We start from the raw sequence: 15763 nt of genomic DNA, 5'->3' as shown, positions 1-15763 counted from the left end.
TTGAATCCGGCACACTCCAACGCCGGAACGACGATATCCAAAACAGCACGCCATCCTGACGCACAAACCCTTCGGAAAGAGAGAGTGATGAAGCACCGCTTCCTGCCCCTTTTGTCCCCCCTTCTGATGGCAGGCCTGAGCGCGCCCGCGCTTAACGCGGCGTCAATACGCCCTTATGACGGATTTGAGACAAATCTGGCCTATGCTGACATGGCCGACATGGCCCTTGTCGCCCCCTTCACGGTCGCCGCGACGATCGAGAAAGCCACAGCCCTGAAAGGGGATGCCGCGCAAGGCGTTCCTGCAGGCCGCACACGCTATTTCATCGAGGCGCATGCCGACGCGCTGATCGCCGGGCGTGCCGAACTACCGGAAATCATTCGCTATCTGGCCGATCTGCCGACATCGAAGAAGACACCGAAGCTCAAGGGCCAGCAGGTGCTTCTGCTCGCCGCGCCGGGCGCGCGTCCGGGAGAAATTCGCCTGATCGGCCCCAAGGCGCAGATCGCGCGCACCACCGCCGACGAGACGCGCCTGCGGGCGATTCTCAAGGCGGCGATCGCGCCCGACGCACCGCCCGCCGTCACCGGAATCGGCCACGCTTTCCACGTGGCGGGCTCGCTTCCCGGCGAAGGCGAGACGCAGATCTTCCTGAAAACGCCGGACAATCGCCCGATCTCGCTCTCGATCCTGCGCCGCCCGGGCGAGACGCCGCGCTGGGCGGTCGCCCTCTCCGAACTGACGGACGCCAGCGCCGAGCCGCCGGCGCCGGAGACGTTGCTTTGGTATCGCCTCGCCTGCGGCCTGCCGCGTGCTCTGCCCCAGAGCTCCGTGGACGGCCTGCAGCCGAACGACGCCACGATCGCGGCGGAGGATTATCAGACCGTTCTCAAGGGCTTGGGCCCTTGTCGGGGTGGTCAGAAGGAGGCAATCTCGACGCCGACGCCCTGACAATCGGGGTAGATATCCGGCTTCGAGGTCGTGACGCGGATCGCCGTGACGCCCGGGCGCGCGGCGACGAGCGCATAGACTTCTCGCGCGAACGTCTCCTGCAGATTGTAGCGACGACCTTCGGCGAGATTCAGAATGGCCGAGCGCAGCAGATCATAATTCCATGCCTCGGCCACGCGATCGTTCGACGGAAAAAAACGTTCCTCGACCCATATTTCCACGGTGACGCGCAGGCGCTGCGGCGTTCCGACCTCGAAATCGTGGAACCCGATGTCGACCGGCATGTCGAGATCTTCGAGATAGATTCGGAAGCGATTCGGGGCGAGATGCGCGGGAAGCGCCGATGCTGCGACGGATTCGTTCGTCATCATGATCTTTCGTTCAGAAACTGGACGTCACGGGGCAGCCCGAGGAAGCGCTGGCCGGCATCGACCCGTACGGTTTCCCCCGTGATGTTGGGGCTGGCGACCAGGAAGCGGAGCGCCGCGACGAGATCGTCAATCGTCACACCCCGTCCCAGCGCGTTGAGCGTATGGACCGCATCGAAATTGTCGCGGGTCTGCGGACCGGAGACGAGGGTGACAGCAGGCGCGATCGCGCAGACGCGAATCCGTTGGGGGGCCAGCGCGCGCGCCGAAAGCTCGGTGAGCGCGGCGAGCCCATATTTCGAGAGCGTATAGGTGAAGAAATCGGGATTCGGCTGGGCGAGCTTGGCATCCAGCATGTTCACGATCAGGGCGCCGTGTCCGTCCGGCACGCGCGCCGCGAAGGCGCGCGTCAGCAGGGCCGGCCCGCGCAAATTGGGCAGGAAATGGCGATCCCAGCCCTCGATCGTGAAATCGTTGAACTGATCGAGATCGAAGCGCGAGGCGTTGTTCACCAGCAGCCCCGGCGGCGGCATTCCATCGAGCGCGCCCAGGATCGTCTCGGCGCAATCGGGCGCCGCCAGATCGGCCTGCACGGCGCGCGCGGACGGCAGCGCAGCCGCCAGCGCCTCGCCCTCCTCCAGCGATTCGTGACAGTGGATCAGCAAAGCCCAGCCGTCCGCCGCCAGCGCTCGCACGAAGGCCGCGCCGATCCGGCGGGCGCCCCCGGTGACGATCGCTGTGCGCGGACTGCCGAACTCGGGTGTCATGGCTCGCGCCGGTAGCGATGCGCCCTCCGCGCGGCAAGCGGAGCGGACGGCCGGCGCCTGGTCCGCGGTCCACCCCGCCCGCTGTCATCGCCCTGTCGTTGCGTTTCGCGCGCTTTCAATTAAGCGCACGCGCCTTGGATCACGCCCCCACCCTCGACGCCCTTTCGATCGGGCCCTTGCGCGCCGCGAAGCCGGCCGACGTGGATGCCTTGCTGGACCGCGTGTTCGGCGCGGATCGGCGGCGCCGTACCGCCTATCGCATCCGCGACGGGATGACGGCGCTCGACGATCTCTCCTTCGCGGCGCTCGACCGGCAGGGCCGGCTGATCGGATCGCTGCAATGCTGGCCCGCGGCGCTGGACGGCACGGTACCGCTGGTGCTGGTCGGCCCGGTCGCGGTGCAGCCCGAATATCAGCGCGAGGGCGTCGGCCGCACGATGATGGAGCGGATGATCGCCGCCGCCGACTATATCGGCAGCGATCCGCTCGTGCTGATCGGCGATCCCGAATATTATGGCCGCTTCTTCGGCTTCGAGGCGCACTGGACGCGCGAGTGGACCGTACCCGGCCCGGTCGAGCGCCGGCGCCTGCTCGCGCGCGTGCCGAAGGGACAAACGCTTCCAGCCGAGGGCCATCTGGGGCCGCGTCGCTAAAGGCATCCGCCCGACGCCCCTTCCCTGCCCCGTCTCTCGCGCTTACCTGAGCGGACGATGCCGGAAACCCTGCCCCCGCCCGAAGATCTGGCGAGCCTGTCGCTCGCCGAGATCGCCGCTTTGGCCGAGGCGAAGCGCCTGCCCCCGATCGATCGATGGAATCCCGCGCATTGCGGGCATAGCGAGATGCGAATCGCGCGCGACGGCACCTGGTTTCACCAGGGATCGCCCATTCGTCGGCCGGAGATGGTCCGCCTGTTCGCCACGATCCTGCGCCGCGAGCCCGACGGCAGCTTCGTGCTGGTCACCCCGGTCGAGAAGCTGACGATCGACGTGGAGGATGCGCCCTTCGTCGCGGTGGAGCTGAAGAGCGAAGGTGAGGCGCGCGCGCGCCGCCTCGCCTTTCGACTCAACACCGGCGAGGTGATCGTGGCCGGAGAGGCGCATGGAGTGCGCGTGATCGAGGCTGCGGACGGGCCCCATCCCTATCTCCATGTGCGTGGCGGGCTGGAGGCGCTGATCGCGCGGCCGGTTTATTATGAACTGGCCGAACTGGCGATCGCCGAGGCGGCCGATCCGCCGGGCCTGTGGAGCGACGGCGCCTTCCTGCCGCTGGGCGCCGCATGAGGCTGGCCGACCGGCTGCGCACGGCACTGGAGGCGAATGCCGGATCGCCCGGCACGGACGGGCGCTACCGGCCGAATGCCACGCTCACCAACGCCGCCGTGCTGGTGGCCGTCACGGACCGTCCGGAGCCGGGCGTGCTGCTCACGCTGCGCCACGCCAATCTCCGCAAGCATGCCGGGCAGGTGGCGTTCCCCGGCGGTCGAATCGATCCCGAGGATGCCGATGCGGTCGCCGCCGCCCTGCGCGAGGCGGACGAGGAAATCGGCCTCGATCCGGCACAGGTGGAACTGGTGGGGGTTTCCGATCGCTATCGGACGGGCACCGGCTTCGACGTCGTGCCCATCATCGGCGTCGTTCCGCCGGACCTGCCCCTCGTGCCCCACGAAGCGGAAGTCGCAGCCCTGTTCGAAGTGCCCCTGGCCTTCCTGCTCGAGGGCGCGAATCATGCCGTGCGGACGGGCGAGTTCGAGGGACGACACTATCGTTATTATGAGATCATGTGGGGCGAATGGCGTATCTGGGGAGCAACGGCGGGGATGATCGTCAATCTCGCGAGGCGGCTGGGCACCTTCGAATGAAGATGCCGCTGGATGAATTGCGCGCGCGGGAAGGAATGGCCGCGCTGCTGGCGGCGCTGGGCGCGGAGGCGGGCGAGGTGCGCCCGATCGGCGGCTATGTGCGCGATACGTTGCTGGACTTGCATCCCAGCGACATCGATCTCGCCACCACGCACCGCCCGGAAGACGCGGCCGAGCGGATCCGCGCGGCGGGCTTCAAGGTGGTGCCCACCGGCATGGCGCACGGCACCGTCACGGCGGTGCTGCCGTCCGGTCCGGTGGAGGTGACGACGCTGCGCCGCGACGTGGAGACGGACGGGCGCCACGCCGTGGTTGCCTTCACGGACGACTGGCAGGCGGATGCCGCCCGGCGCGACTTCACGATCAACGCGCTCTCCGCCGATCCGCGCGACGGGCAGGTGCACGATTATTTCGGCGGGGAGACCGATCTTCTGGCGGGCCGGGTGCGTTTCATCGGCGACGCCCTCTGCCGGATCGCGGAGGATCATCTGCGGATTCTCCGCTTCTTCCGCTTCCACGCCCGATTCGGGCAGGGCGCCCCGTCCGCGCCCGATCTCGACGCCTGCGCCGCGCGGGCGAACGATCTGATGGCGCTCTCGCGCGAGCGGATCGCACAGGAATTGATCAAGCTGCTCGCTCTGGCCGATCCCGCGCCGACGGTGGCGATCATGCGCGCGCGCGGCATCTTCACCCCCATCCTGCCCGAGATCGGGGATCAGGGAGTCGCGCGGCTTGCGGCTCTCGTCTCACGGGAAGCGGGCGCGGGCGATCCGATCCGGCGGCTGGCGGCGCTGCTGCCGATGGACGCCGCCGTGGCGGACAAGGTGGGCGCGCGGCTGAAGCTCTCCAATGCGCAGCGCAAGCGCCTGATCGCGGCGACCGGGCCGGCGGCGGGCGATGCGCGCGCCCTGCTCTACCGAATCGGGGCGGTCAGCGCGCGCGATCGGCTGCTGCTGGCCGGAGATGCGGCCGGCCTCGCGGAGATCGAGGGCTGGGACGCCCCGCGCCTGCCGATCGGCGGCGGCGCGCTGGTGGCGATGGGGCTGTTGGCCGGGCCGCAGGTGGCGGCGGCGCTGGCGGCGGTGGAGCGGCGCTGGATCGAGGAAGGCTTCCCCGATCGGGAGCGCGCGCAGGCGCTGGCGGATGAAGAAGTGGCGCGCCTGCTCGGCTGAGGGACGCCCTGACGCTCTCCTGCAAAGCAGGAGTCCAGAGCTTCACCGTAGCGCTTGCAACCCCGGGCTCCTGCCTTCGCAGGAGCACGGGGAGGTCAGGCCGCCCGCTTGCCGATCAGGTGATCGAAGGCATCGGCGGCGGGCATGGGCCGTGCGAAATAATAACCCTGCCCGGTCGAGGCGCCCAGCGCCGCCAGCAGGTGCGCGGCGGTCGCGGTTTCGATGCCCTCCGCGATCGTCGTCATGCCGAGCGCGTTGGCAAGGCTCAGGATGGCGCGGATGATCGCCGTGCTGTCCCGATCGTCGAACATGGCCGAGACGAACTGGCGATCGATCTTCAGCACGTCGATCGGCAGGCGCTGGAGATAAGCGAGGCTGGAATAGCCCGTGCCGAAATCGTCCATCGCCACGCGGCACGCCAGCGCCTTCAGCGCATCCAGCATATCGGCCGCACGATCCGGATCGGCCACGATCGAGCTTTCGGTCAGCTCCAGCGTGATGCGGCTGCCCTTCATCCCGTGCCGGTGCAGCGCATCGGCGACGACGGAGGCGACCGAGTCGCGCGCCAGCTGAACCGCCGAGACGTTCAGGCTGAAATAGATGGGCAGTTCATAGCCCGCCTGCCGATCCCAGTCCGCCAGCGTGGCGATGGCGCGATCGATCACCCAGCGGCCGAGCGGGATGATGAGCCCCGATTCCTCCGCGACGGTGATGAATTCCGATGGCGGGATGGCGCCGCGCTCGGGATGGTTCCAGCGCGCCAGCGTCTCGAAGCCGGAAACGGTGCGCGTTTCCAGATCGACGAGCGGCTGAAAGGCGAGATCCAGCTTGTCCGCCTCGATCGCGCGGCGCAGTTCGGTTTCCAGGCTGAAGCGGCGACGCGCGCGCCCCGCCTCGCCCGGCTGATAGATTTCGATCCGGCCCGAGCGCTTGGCCCGCTTCAGGGCGAACTGGCCGTTGCGGATCACGTCGGCCGCGCCCAGCGCATTTTCATGCCAGAGCGCACAGCCGATCGCGCAATCGATCTTGATTTCCAGCTCCGACAGACGGAGCGGATAAGCGAGCGATTCCTGCAGGCGGCGCGCGACATGCAATGCGTCCCCCGGCCCTTCGTTGAGCGGCACCAGGATCGCGAATTCGTCCGCCGCCATCCGTGCCATCAGATCCTGCGGACGCAGGACCGAGCGCAGACGGCTGGCGACGCTGAGGATCAGTTCGTCGCCGGCGAGCGAGCCGATACCCTCGTTGATGCGGCTGAAGCGGGTGAGATCCAGCACGAGGACGGCGAAACCGCCCACCTCGTCATCGTCTTTCTCCAGCATCGCCTCGATCGCTTCGGAGAAAGCGAGGCGATTCGGCAGGCCGGTGAGGCTGTCATGCAGCATGCCGAAGCGGAGCGAGCGCTCCGTCTCCACCGCCGCCGTGCAATCGATCAGGCTGATCATCAGGCGACGCCCGAGGACGGGATGCGGCTCCAGCGGGGTCAGGTGGACCTGAAAGTGCCGGCCGCCGACGCCGGGCTCCTCCCAATAATAGGTTTCGGGATCGGTATCGTTCAGCAGATGACGCGAAACACGCTCGCCAAAGTTCACCCGATTCTCTTCCGGCAGGCGATTGCGCATCCGGACGATATGGTCGTTGCTGGCCAGCAGGCGCGGCCCCGCCTCTCCCATCACCGCCACCCCGGCGGCGATCGGCAGGGCATCGAGATAATGCTGCAATGCGGACACGGATGCGGACGCGTAAGGCGCCATCAGTTCGGCAGTCACGCTGTCCACGGACAGCGCGCCGGCGATCTCGCTACTGATCTTCCGCATTTCCATCCATATCGCGATACGATCGAGACATTAACAATATCTCAGTGTGCATCCGGAATGATGCGTCCGAAACGATTATTTCGCGGAAATCCGGTCGGCGGCATCCGTCCGGCCGCCCCGCGAGCGGCCCGCCAGGGGCCCAGATCGGCCTCCGTGCGCGTCCGTCCCGTCTCGCCTCCCATCGACCAGCTGAGCCCGTCCGCGAATCGGAAACTGATCGCATCCGAAAGCCCCCCGTCGCGGTAGCGCTGGAGGCTGGCGCCCTGCCCGCGCGTCATCTCCGGCAGTTCGGCCAGCGGAAAGACCACCAGCTTCCGATTCTCGCCGATGGAGGCGACATAATCGTCGGTCGCGGCAATCGGATGAACGACCTTCAGCTTCGCGCCGTCGCGCACATTGACGACCTGACGGCCCTTGCGCGTTTCCGCCACGATCTCCGCCATCTGCGCGACGAAGCCCTTGCCGTCGCTGGCGGCGAGCAGGAGCTTGTCGGCCGGCCGCGCGACGAGCAGCGCGGTGGTGCCGACGTCGCCCTCCAGATCGATCATCAGACGCACCGGCTCGCCGAAGCCGCGCCCGCCGGGCAGCTTGTCCGCCCCTAGCGTGTAGACGCGGCCATTGTCCGCGAAGAGCAGCAATTTGTCGGTCGTCTGCGCGTGGAACGCATAAGCCGGGCCATCGCCTTCCTTGAACTTCAGCGTATCGGCGGCGGCGAGATCGCGGTGGCCGGACATGGCGCGGATCCAGCCGCGCTGGGACAGGATCACCGTGATCGGCTCGCGCTCGATCATCGCCTCCAGCGGGATTTCGCGCGCGGGCCCCTGTTCCTCGATCGTCGTGCGGCGACGACCGATCGCGGTCTCCGGGCCATAGGCCTCGCGCAGCTTGGCGAAATCCTGCTTCAGCCGCGTACGCTGCCGCGCCGGGCTTTCGACGAGTTGCTCCAGCCCCTTCGCCTCGCGGTCGAGCGCATCGCGCTCCTTGCGCAGCTCCATCTCCTCCAGCTTGCGCAACGAACGCAGCCGCATGTTGAGGATCGCCTCGGCCTGGCGGTCCGAAAGCTCGAATTCGGCCATCAGCACGGGCTTGGGCTCGTCCTCCTCACGGATGATGGCGATCACGCGATCGAGATTGAGATAGGTGATCAGATAGCCGTCGAGCAGCTCGATCCGGTCGGCGATCTTGGCGAGACGGTGCTGGGAGCGGCGGACCAGCACCTCGAACTGGTGATCCACCCACGCGGCGAGCGCCTGCTTGAGGGACATCACGCGCGGCGTGCGATCCTTGTCCAGCACGTTGAGGTTGAGCGAGACGCGCGTCTCCAGCTCGGTCAGCCGATAAAGGCTGTCGATCAGCACCTGCGGATCGACGGTGCGCGCGCGCGGCTCGATCACGATGCGGATCTGCTCGTCGCTCTCGTCGCGCACGTCGGCGAGGATCGGCAGCTTCTTGTCCGCGATCAGCTGGGCGATCTGCTCGATCAGCTTCGATTTCGCCACGCCGTAAGGGATTTCGGAGATGACGAGCTGCCAGGTGCCGCCCGACAATTTCTCGATGCCCGTGCCTTCCCACGCGCCATCCTTGTCGCGCCCGGTGGAGAAGCGTGCACGGACGCGGAAGCCGCCGCGCCCGGTGGCATAGGCCTCGGCGATCGCCGTCGGGCTGTCCGCGATGATGCCCCCGGTCGGCAGATCCGGCCCCTTCACGAACTGCATCAGCTCGTGCGGATCGCTTTCGGGGCGATCGATCAGGAAGATGGCCGCGTCCAGCAGCTCGGCCGCATTGTGCGGGGGGATCGAGGTGGCCATGCCGACGGCGATGCCGGCCGCGCCATTGGCGAGCAGATTGGGGAACAGGCCGGGAAGAACCTCCGGTTCCTCCTCCTCGCCATTGTAGGTCGGGCGGAAATCGACGGTCTGCTCGTCGAGGCCCTCCATCAGGCGGATGGCGGCGGCCGTCAGCCGCGCTTCGGTATAGCGCATGGCGGCGGCGTTATCGCCGTCGATATTGCCGAAATTGCCCTGCCCGTCGACGAGCGGATAGCGCAGCGCGAACGGCTGGGCGAGGCGGACCATCGCATCGTAGATCGAGGCATCGCCGTGCGGGTGATACTTACCCATCACGTCGCCCACGACGCGCGCGCACTTCTTGTAGCCGGAAGCGGGATCGAGCCGCAGCAGGCGCATGCCCCAGAGCAGGCGGCGATGGACCGGCTTCAGCCCGTCGCGCACATCCGGCAGCGACCGCGCCGTGATCGTGGAAAGCGCATAGACGAGATACCGCTCGCTGAGAGCGCTATCGAACGGCGCATCGACGATCTGATCGAGGGGGTCATCCTTGGGCTGCATCCGGCGAGTCTAGCAGGCGATTCGGGGGGAAGCGAGGCGTGGATCGCGCGCGATGCACGATGGCTCCGGAGTTGCTGATGACGGCCGGATAAGGCGACGGCTTCCACTTCGGTTGCCAAGATACACTGAAGCTCGTCACCCCGGACTTGATCCGGGGTCCCGCTTCTTCGATCGCCCCGAAGAAGAAAAGCGGGATCCCGGATCAAGGCCGGGATGACGATCGGATATATCGCCCACTCTCTACCCCGTCAGTCATTCGCTCACTCGCCTGGCAAGCGCGACCTCAGCCCGCGCTTTTCAGCACCGTCGGCGCGATGCGCGAGACGACCGCCACCATCGCCGCCAGCACGAGAAAAGCCGCCGCGAGGCTGGTCGCCTGCGCGATGAAGCCGATCGCGGCGGGGCCGATCAGGATGCCGGCAAAGCCGATCGATCCGGCGGCGGTGAGCGCGAGATTGGCGGGCATCACGGTCTGGCGGCCGACCGCGCTGTAGAGCAAGGGCACGATATTGGCCGCGCCCGCGCCCACCATCGCGAAGCCCGCCACCGCCAGCGTCCAGTGAACCGGCAAGGTCGCGACGACGAAGCCCACCGCCGCCAGCGCAGGGCTCCACGTCAGCATCATCCTGTCGCCCAGCCGGCGGACGAGACGGTCGCCGGTGAGGCGGCCGATCGTCATCATCGTGGCGAACGCGACATAGCCGAGGCCCGCGCGCGCGCCGTCCAGCCTGAAGTGTCCCGTCAGCAGCAGGGCACTCCAGTCCAGCACCGATCCCTCGGCCATGAACACGACGAAGCAGAGCAGGCCGATCACCAGCACCACCCCGCGCGGCGGCGCATAAGCCGGGCCGGAGGCGGTGCGCTCGTCCGTGATCTGCGGCGCCGACAGGATGATGGCGAGAATGATGATCGCGCCCACCACGGCGGCCGCAGCGGGCGGCGGCACGCCGAGGCCCATCAGGATGCTCATCGTGCCCGCGCCCAGCACGCAGCCGACGCTGTAGAAGCCGTGAAAGCCCGACATCAGGCGGCGGCCCAGCGCGCGCTCGGTAGCGATGCCGTGGATGTTGCGCGCGGAGCTGAGCAGCCCCATCGCCAGCCCGAAACAGAACAGGGCCGCCCCCAGCAGAACCGCCGAGCGCATCAGGCCCAGGCAGGGCAGGATCACGGCGATCCCGACGCCACCGATCTCGATCAGGCGGCGGCAGCCGAAGCGTCCGATCAGCCCGCCCGCCAGCGGCATCATCACCATCGATCCCGCGCCGAACGCCAGCAGGGTAAGGCCAAGCTCACCCGCCGAAAGCCCGATCTGCTCCTTCACATGCGGGATCAGCGGCGCCCAGGCCGAGATCGCATAGCCCGACGTGGTGAAGGACAGGCGCGTTGCGGGCAGCAGGCCGAGGCGCGGCAGGAAGGAGGACCTCGCCACGGCCGATCAGCGATAGTTGAAACTGATCGAGATGCGCTCGTCCTTCGCCTCGCTCGGCATCACTTCGTGCCGCAGCCAGCTTTCCCACAGGAAGATCGCGCCGGGCGTCGGCTCGGCATAGACGAAGGGCTGCAGATCGGGCGCGCCATCAGGCAGGCGCGTAGGCGCGGCCATCAGCATCGCGAGGCGCGGATCCTCGAGTTTCAGCGCGCCCGACCCCGGCGGAACGGCGACGTAGATCGTGCCCGAAATGATGCTGTGCGGGTGGATATGGCCCGAATGGACCGCGCCGCGCTTCATCACGTTGACCCAGAGGCTGTCGAGCTTGGGTGGCCGGGCGAGCGCGAACGCGCATTCCCGGGCGAAGGCGGAGACATGGCGGTTCAGCTTCTTGACCAGATCCCCGAAGACGGGATCGCGCTGGGGCAGATCGTTCAGCGAGGCATAGGAGGTGTAGCCGCGATAGCCGTGCGCCTTCGACCAGGCGCGGCCCGCGCCGTCATCCTCCGCCAGCGTGCGGCAGCTATGCTCCAATTCGTCCAGCAAGACGGGATCATCGAGCGCGCTCTCCGAAAAGAGCGTCGCGAACAGCCTGCGCGTCGTCATGCCCTGCCGATAGGGTGGGCGGGACGGATTGCCAATCGCCCAGCTATTGTTCTTCGCACCGCCCGGTAAATTCGGTGGCGGCGCGGATGCGGACGATGCGCGTGCGGCGGTCATAATCGAGGCGCGGCGTGTTCAGGCCGTTCATCCGATAGGAACCGGTGATCCGGTCGGGCGTCACCATCAGCCTCTCGATCGGCCACCAGCCTTCGGTGCCGCCCGAATGGATCGGTGAGACGAGCTTGCCGCTCGGGCGGACGCGGCCGAGGCCGCCGTCTATCCGTATCTCCAGATCGGACGAGAAGCCCTCGCGGCCGAGCGTGGTGCCGTATTCCGATTGCGGGTCTTGCTGTTGTAGCGATAGCCGGAGTCGCTCCGTGCGGCCGGCCCGCTGCCCGATCCGATGCAGACCAGATCGATGCGATCCGCGTGACCTGGTGGAGGTGGCGGCGGCGCGCCCTCATCACCGACGGCATCGCAATTGCCCGGCGGCACGATCTGGATCGCGGCATAGCGCCCCTCGGTGGTGGCCACCGAGATGCACTGGCGACGGCGCTCGTTCCACCAGAAGCTGTATTTGGTATCCCGCACCGCATTGGTGAGGATGTTGCGATAGCCGCGCGCCTCCAGCTGGGTTTCGCCGCCCGCGCCCCGCGCCCCGACCAGATCGGAAAGCTCCGGCGGTGTCTGGGCCATGGCCGCCCCCGGCAAGAACGCGATCAGCAGAGCGAGTGAAGCGCGCATCGATCGATCCTCCAGATCCCGTTGATGATGCATGTTAGTCGATAATCGACGAGAAGATGAACGCCGGCCGCCATCGTATTGAAACGGACTCACGCCGCTGTCACACCTGCGGCATCACGATTGCGGAGCGATGATGAGCCCCCGACCCTCGCAGCGCCTCGCTCTCGCGACCGTGTTCGCAGCCCTCGCCGTCGCCGCGCCGGCGGACGCCGCCTGCCAGCTCGCCCGGTATATCGAGCTGCCGGTATCGATGTGGGGGGCGCGGCCGCTCGTCGCGACGCAGATCAACGGCAAGGATGCGCAGTTCATCCTCGACAGCGGAGCCTTCTACAGCACGATCCCGCGCGCGGCGGCCGATCAGTTCGGGCTGAAGCTGCAGGCGCTGCCTCCCACGTTCCGATTGGGCGGCGTGAACGGCACCGCCCATGCCTCGATGGCCTATGTCGACGATTTCGGGCTGGCGGGGGTGAAGCTGCCGCGCGTGTCCTTCATCGTCGGCGGCACCGACATGGGGCAATCGGGGCTGCTCGGCCAGAATATCCTCGGCATCGGCGACGTCGAATATGATCTGCCGCACGGCGCGGTGCGGCTGTTCAAGGCGAGCGACTGCGCGATCGAGCAATTGCCGTACTGGGCGGAGGGGCGGCCGGTCTCGATCGTCAATCTGGAGCTGATGACGCCCACCCAGCGGCACACGATGGGCACCGTCACGCTGAACGGCGTGAAGCTGCGCGCCGTGTTCGATACGGGGGCGCCCTCCTCGATCCTGACGCTGGCGGGCGCGAAACGGGCCGGGATCACCGCCACCAGCCCGGGCGTGAGCGACGCGGGCACCTCCTCCGGCCTCGGCACCGGCGTCACGCGGGCGTGGCGCGCGACGTTCGGCCTGCTGGATATTGGCGGCGAGCAGATCCGCGATCCGCAGATCCGCTTCAGCGCCGTCACGCTGGGCGCCGCCGACATGCTGATCGGCGCGGATTTCTTCCTCACCCACCGCATCTACGTGTCGAACAGGCTGCACCGCATGATCCTCACCTATGAGGGCGGCCCCCTGTTCGGGCTCAACCCGAAAGGTGTGGTGACGACGGACGGCGCCACGGTGGACCTGAAGGACACGTCCGCCGCGCCCACCGATGCGGAGGGCTTCGCCCGGCGTGGCTCTGTTTCGCTTTCCAACCAGAAGCCGGACGATGCGATCGCGGATTATAACGAAGCGATCCGCCTGGCGCCCGAGGAAGCCCGCTATTATCGCCTGCGCGCCACCACGCGGCTGACCAAGGGGCAGCCGCTGCTGGCCTCCGCCGATCTCGACATGGCGATCCAGCTCGACCCCAAGGACACCGAAGCGCACGGCATCCGCGCCGCATTGCGGCTGGGCGCGCACGATCCGGCGGGTGCGGGTGAGGATATCAAGGCGATCGACGCGCTCCTGCCGCCCGGCGCCGCACGCCGGCTGCGGCTGGCCCAGATGGCCGACGCGGCGGATCTGCCCGATCTGGCGCTGGCGAATTACGGCGCCTGGCTCGACAGCCACAAGGAGGATGCGGCGCGGCCCGGCGCGCTGAACGGCCGCTGCTGGCTGCGCGGGCGGCTCGATCGGGAGCTGGACGGGGCACTGGACGATTGCAACGCGGCGCTGCGGATGCGACCGGGCAGCCCCGCTTATCTGGACAGCCGGGCCATGATCCGACTGCGGCAGGGCAATTGGGACGCGGCGCTTTCGGATTATGACGCGGCGATCAAGGCCAATCCGAAGGCGGGCTGGTCGCTCTACGCGCGTGGGCTGGTGAAGGCGAAGATGGGCGACGCGGCCGGCGCCAAGGCCGACCGCGATGCCGCGCTGGCGATCGATCCGAAGCTGGGCGAACGGGCGAAGAGGTTCGGGCTGGACGGCTAGGCGCTTGCTGGGATCGAACGGACCGCTAAGCTGGCGTCGGGGGGAGATTCATGCGGAAATCCGTTGTAGTGATGGTGCTGGCCGCGCTGACGGCCTGCAGCAAGGCGGAGCAACCCGGAGAGCAGCAGGACACGCCTGCCGCGCCCACCGCCGCACAGGAGATGGCGGGGCCGAATGTCAGCGTAACCGCCGTGCCCGGCGTCGCGCTCACCTATTCCTATTATTTCCGCCTGCCGGTGGCGGCCGTCGCCAAGACGCAAGAGCAGCACGCCTCCGAGTGCGAGAAGCTCGCGCCACGATGCCGGATCACGGGCATGGAATATCATGCCGGCCGCAACCGCACGATCTCCGCCACGCTCAACGTGAAGCTCGCGCCGGAGATCGCCCGGCAGTTCGGCAAGCAGAGCATCGCCGCCACCGTCGCCAATGGCGGGATGCTGACGGACAGCGAGATCGACAGCACCGATGCGGGCAGCGTGGTGGCCGCCGCTGATCGCGCGGCCGAAAGCGCCTCCGACGAAGAAACCAAGATCACTGCCCAACTGACCCAACCCGGCCTGCCTTCAGCCGAGCGCACCACGCTTCAACAGCGACTGATGCAGCTTCGCGATACGCGCCGCGCCGCGGCATCCAGCCGGGCGGATGCCGCGCTGTTGCTGGGCAGCACGCCGATGACGCTGCACTACGCTTCTGGCGTCATCGATCTCGGCTATAGTGACGGGCCCATTCTCGGCGCGATCAAGGATGGCTGGGCCAATATCGTAAGCGGCAGCGCGGTGATCGTGATGCTCGCGATCACCTTGCTTCCGTGGTTGGCGGCGGCGATCATATTGATATTCGGGATCCGGTTCGTGCGACGCTGGCTGGGCGCTCAGGACTAGCTACCCGGCGCCACGAACGCCCCCGTCGTGTCGGTGCGCGCGTGGATCGCATATTCTTCCATCAGCCAGTCGCGGAACAGGCGGATCTTGCGGAGGCGGCGCTTGGGCTCCGGATAGACGAGCCACATGCAGACGCCGTCGAACGCGACCGTCTCGAACGGGCGGATCAGGCGGCCGTCGGCCAGCTCGGCGGTCCAGAAGGTGGGGGTGAGCAAGGTGACGCCCTGCCCCGCCATCACCAGCTGCGCCTCCAGATTCTGCGCGTCGAAGCGGGTGGCGGGGGCCATCGAGACGACGGTGGGCACGCCCGCCGCCTTGAACCACAGATCCCACCAGTCCGCGTCCGAGGCCAAGCGCGGCGCGGTGAGCAATTGGGCGGGATCGGTGAGGCCGCCCAGGCGCCGCGCGAAATCCGGACTGCACATGGGCGTGAAATGGACGCGGTGGAGGAAGTGGGCGACCATGCCGGGCCACGCCGCCGGATCGCGCCCGGTACGAATGCCGATGTCGAAGCCCGATTTGGCGAAATCCTGCACGAAATTGCTCGTTTCCAGCCGCAACGCGACATCGGGATGCGCGAGCTGGAAGCGGCCAAGGCGCGGTGCGAGCCACGCGCTGGCGAAGGACACCATCGCGGTGAGCGACAGGACCTGATCCGTTTCGGCCCGCGCGAAGCCGAAGGCATGATCCAGCGTATCGAACGCCTCCGACACGAGCGGCGCCGCCTGCCGCCCCGCCTCCGTCAACACCACGCGCCGCCCCCCACGCGTGAACAGCGCGGTGCCCAGCCGCTCCTCCAGCAGGCGGATCTGATAGCTGACGGCCGCCTGCGTCATGCCCAGTTCGTGGGCGGCGGCGGTGAAATTGAGATGGCGCGCGGCCGCCTCGAACACGCGGACGGCGGCGAGCGGCGGGATCTGGCGCATTC

16 protein-coding genes are annotated in these 15763 nt (G+C 67.8%); 7 read left to right on the top strand and 9 right to left on the bottom strand.

Annotation, left to right across the window (positions count from 1 at the left end; genetic code table 11):
- The first annotated feature begins 210 nt into the window (after positions 1-210).
- Positions 211-951 carry a hypothetical protein gene (locus HL653_RS10175; protein WP_171744431.1) on the top strand — a complete coding sequence of 247 codons (741 nt, stop codon included), beginning with the start codon at positions 211-213 and terminating at the stop codon, positions 949-951.
- On the opposite strand, the gene HL653_RS10170 is transcribed toward HL653_RS10175, so the two are convergent.
- The gene (locus tag HL653_RS10170; protein ID WP_253717859.1) at positions 918-1322 is read right to left on the bottom strand and encodes a dihydroneopterin aldolase; all 405 of its coding nucleotides are present in this window, start codon (positions 1320-1322) and stop codon (positions 918-920) included. The two genes, HL653_RS10175 and HL653_RS10170, sit on opposite strands and share 34 nt — an antisense overlap.
- Complete coding sequence (locus tag HL653_RS10165) at positions 1319-2086, bottom strand: SDR family NAD(P)-dependent oxidoreductase (RefSeq protein WP_171744430.1); 768 nt, start codon at positions 2084-2086, stop codon at positions 1319-1321. Before HL653_RS10165 ends, HL653_RS10170 begins: the two co-directional genes overlap by 4 nt.
- A gap of 134 nt (positions 2087-2220) precedes the next feature.
- On the opposite strand from HL653_RS10165, the gene HL653_RS10160 reads away from it, so the two are divergent.
- The 4 genes from HL653_RS10160 to HL653_RS10145 are packed head-to-tail and all read left to right on the top strand — an operon-like array spanning position 2221 to position 5116.
- A complete protein-coding gene (locus tag HL653_RS10160) occupies positions 2221-2739 on the top strand; it encodes a GNAT family N-acetyltransferase (RefSeq protein WP_253717856.1) in 519 nt (172 codons plus the stop codon).
- Positions 2740-2796: 57 nt separating this feature from the next.
- Complete coding sequence (locus HL653_RS10155) at positions 2797-3366, top strand: DUF1285 domain-containing protein (RefSeq protein ID WP_171744428.1); 570 nt, start codon at positions 2797-2799, stop codon at positions 3364-3366.
- Positions 3363-3944: a CoA pyrophosphatase gene (locus HL653_RS10150; RefSeq protein WP_171744427.1), complete on the top strand. Its 582-nt coding sequence runs from the start codon at positions 3363-3365 to the stop codon at positions 3942-3944. The genes HL653_RS10155 and HL653_RS10150 overlap by 4 nt, the downstream gene beginning before the upstream one ends.
- Positions 3941-5116 (top strand): CCA tRNA nucleotidyltransferase, encoded by a 1176-nt coding sequence (locus HL653_RS10145; protein ID WP_171744426.1) that lies wholly within the window; start codon positions 3941-3943, stop codon positions 5114-5116. Before HL653_RS10150 ends, HL653_RS10145 begins: the two co-directional genes overlap by 4 nt.
- A 95-nt stretch (positions 5117-5211) precedes the next feature.
- Here HL653_RS10145 and HL653_RS10140 read toward each other — a convergent pair whose 3' ends face one another.
- From HL653_RS10140 to HL653_RS24165, 6 genes are all read right to left on the bottom strand, one after another.
- Positions 5212-6933, bottom strand: coding sequence for a bifunctional diguanylate cyclase/phosphodiesterase (locus tag HL653_RS10140; protein ID WP_253717853.1), 1722 nt, complete (start codon positions 6931-6933; stop codon positions 5212-5214).
- A 41-nt stretch (positions 6934-6974) separates the two neighbouring features.
- Positions 6975-9281, bottom strand: coding sequence for a DNA topoisomerase IV subunit A (gene parC, locus HL653_RS10135; RefSeq protein ID WP_171744424.1), 2307 nt, complete (start codon positions 9279-9281; stop codon positions 6975-6977).
- 283 nt (positions 9282-9564) lie between these two features.
- The gene (locus tag HL653_RS10130) at positions 9565-10710 is read right to left on the bottom strand and encodes an MFS transporter (RefSeq protein ID WP_171744423.1); all 1146 of its coding nucleotides are present in this window, start codon (positions 10708-10710) and stop codon (positions 9565-9567) included.
- 6 nt (positions 10711-10716) lie between these two features.
- Positions 10717-11316, bottom strand: a complete 600-nt coding sequence (locus HL653_RS10125) for a TIGR02466 family protein (protein ID WP_171744422.1) — start codon at positions 11314-11316, stop codon at positions 10717-10719.
- 43 nt (positions 11317-11359) lie between these two features.
- The gene (locus HL653_RS24170) at positions 11360-11497 is read right to left on the bottom strand and encodes a hypothetical protein (protein ID WP_253717845.1); all 138 of its coding nucleotides are present in this window, start codon (positions 11495-11497) and stop codon (positions 11360-11362) included.
- A gap of 92 nt (positions 11498-11589) precedes the next feature.
- Positions 11590-12057 (bottom strand): hypothetical protein, encoded by a 468-nt coding sequence (locus HL653_RS24165; protein WP_253717844.1) that lies wholly within the window; start codon positions 12055-12057, stop codon positions 11590-11592.
- A gap of 130 nt (positions 12058-12187) precedes the next feature.
- Here HL653_RS24165 and HL653_RS10115 point away from each other — a divergent pair, with 130 nt between their 5' ends.
- Positions 12188-13954, top strand: a complete 1767-nt coding sequence (locus tag HL653_RS10115; RefSeq protein WP_253717843.1) for a retroviral-like aspartic protease family protein — start codon at positions 12188-12190, stop codon at positions 13952-13954.
- Positions 13955-14004: 50 nt separating this feature from the next.
- On the top strand, positions 14005-14835 hold the full coding sequence (locus HL653_RS10110) for a hypothetical protein (RefSeq protein WP_171744421.1): 831 nt from the start codon (positions 14005-14007) through the stop codon (positions 14833-14835).
- Here the strand turns inward: HL653_RS10110 and HL653_RS10105 are convergent.
- Entirely contained in the window at positions 14832-15761 is a 930-nt protein-coding gene (locus HL653_RS10105; protein ID WP_171744420.1) for a LysR substrate-binding domain-containing protein, read from the bottom strand. The genes HL653_RS10110 and HL653_RS10105 overlap by 4 nt on opposite strands.
- Positions 15762-15763 lie beyond the last annotated feature (2 nt).

This window comes from Sphingomonas sp. AP4-R1 (assembly GCF_013113735.1).
Classification (GTDB): domain Bacteria; phylum Pseudomonadota; class Alphaproteobacteria; order Sphingomonadales; family Sphingomonadaceae; genus Sphingomonas_I.
The sequence above is the reverse complement of the archived record's forward strand: the minus strand, read 5'-3'. Positions and strand labels throughout refer to the sequence as shown.

Coding starts and splice junctions, on each gene's coding strand:
- HL653_RS10175 (WP_171744431.1), top strand. CDS start 211: ATGGCCGACATGGCCCTTGTCGCCCCCTTCACGGTCGCCGCGACGATC.
- HL653_RS10170 (WP_253717859.1), bottom strand. CDS start 1,322: ATGATGACGAACGAATCCGTCGCAGCATCGGCGCTTCCCGCGCATCTC.
- HL653_RS10165 (WP_171744430.1), bottom strand. CDS start 2,086: ATGACACCCGAGTTCGGCAGTCCGCGCACAGCGATCGTCACCGGGGGC.
- HL653_RS10155 (WP_171744428.1), top strand. CDS start 2,797: ATGCCGGAAACCCTGCCCCCGCCCGAAGATCTGGCGAGCCTGTCGCTC.
- HL653_RS10150 (WP_171744427.1), top strand. CDS start 3,363: ATGAGGCTGGCCGACCGGCTGCGCACGGCACTGGAGGCGAATGCCGGA.
- HL653_RS10145 (WP_171744426.1), top strand. CDS start 3,941: ATGAAGATGCCGCTGGATGAATTGCGCGCGCGGGAAGGAATGGCCGCG.
- HL653_RS10140 (WP_253717853.1), bottom strand. CDS start 6,933: ATGCGGAAGATCAGTAGCGAGATCGCCGGCGCGCTGTCCGTGGACAGC.
- parC (WP_171744424.1), bottom strand. CDS start 9,281: ATGCAGCCCAAGGATGACCCCCTCGATCAGATCGTCGATGCGCCGTTC.
- HL653_RS10125 (WP_171744422.1), bottom strand. CDS start 11,316: ATGACGACGCGCAGGCTGTTCGCGACGCTCTTTTCGGAGAGCGCGCTC.
- HL653_RS24170 (WP_253717845.1), bottom strand. CDS start 11,497: ATGGTGACGCCCGACCGGATCACCGGTTCCTATCGGATGAACGGCCTG.
- HL653_RS24165 (WP_253717844.1), bottom strand. CDS start 12,057: ATGCGCGCTTCACTCGCTCTGCTGATCGCGTTCTTGCCGGGGGCGGCC.
- HL653_RS10115 (WP_253717843.1), top strand. CDS start 12,188: ATGATGAGCCCCCGACCCTCGCAGCGCCTCGCTCTCGCGACCGTGTTC.
- HL653_RS10110 (WP_171744421.1), top strand. CDS start 14,005: ATGCGGAAATCCGTTGTAGTGATGGTGCTGGCCGCGCTGACGGCCTGC.
- HL653_RS10105 (WP_171744420.1), bottom strand. CDS start 15,761: ATGCGCCAGATCCCGCCGCTCGCCGCCGTCCGCGTGTTCGAGGCGGCC.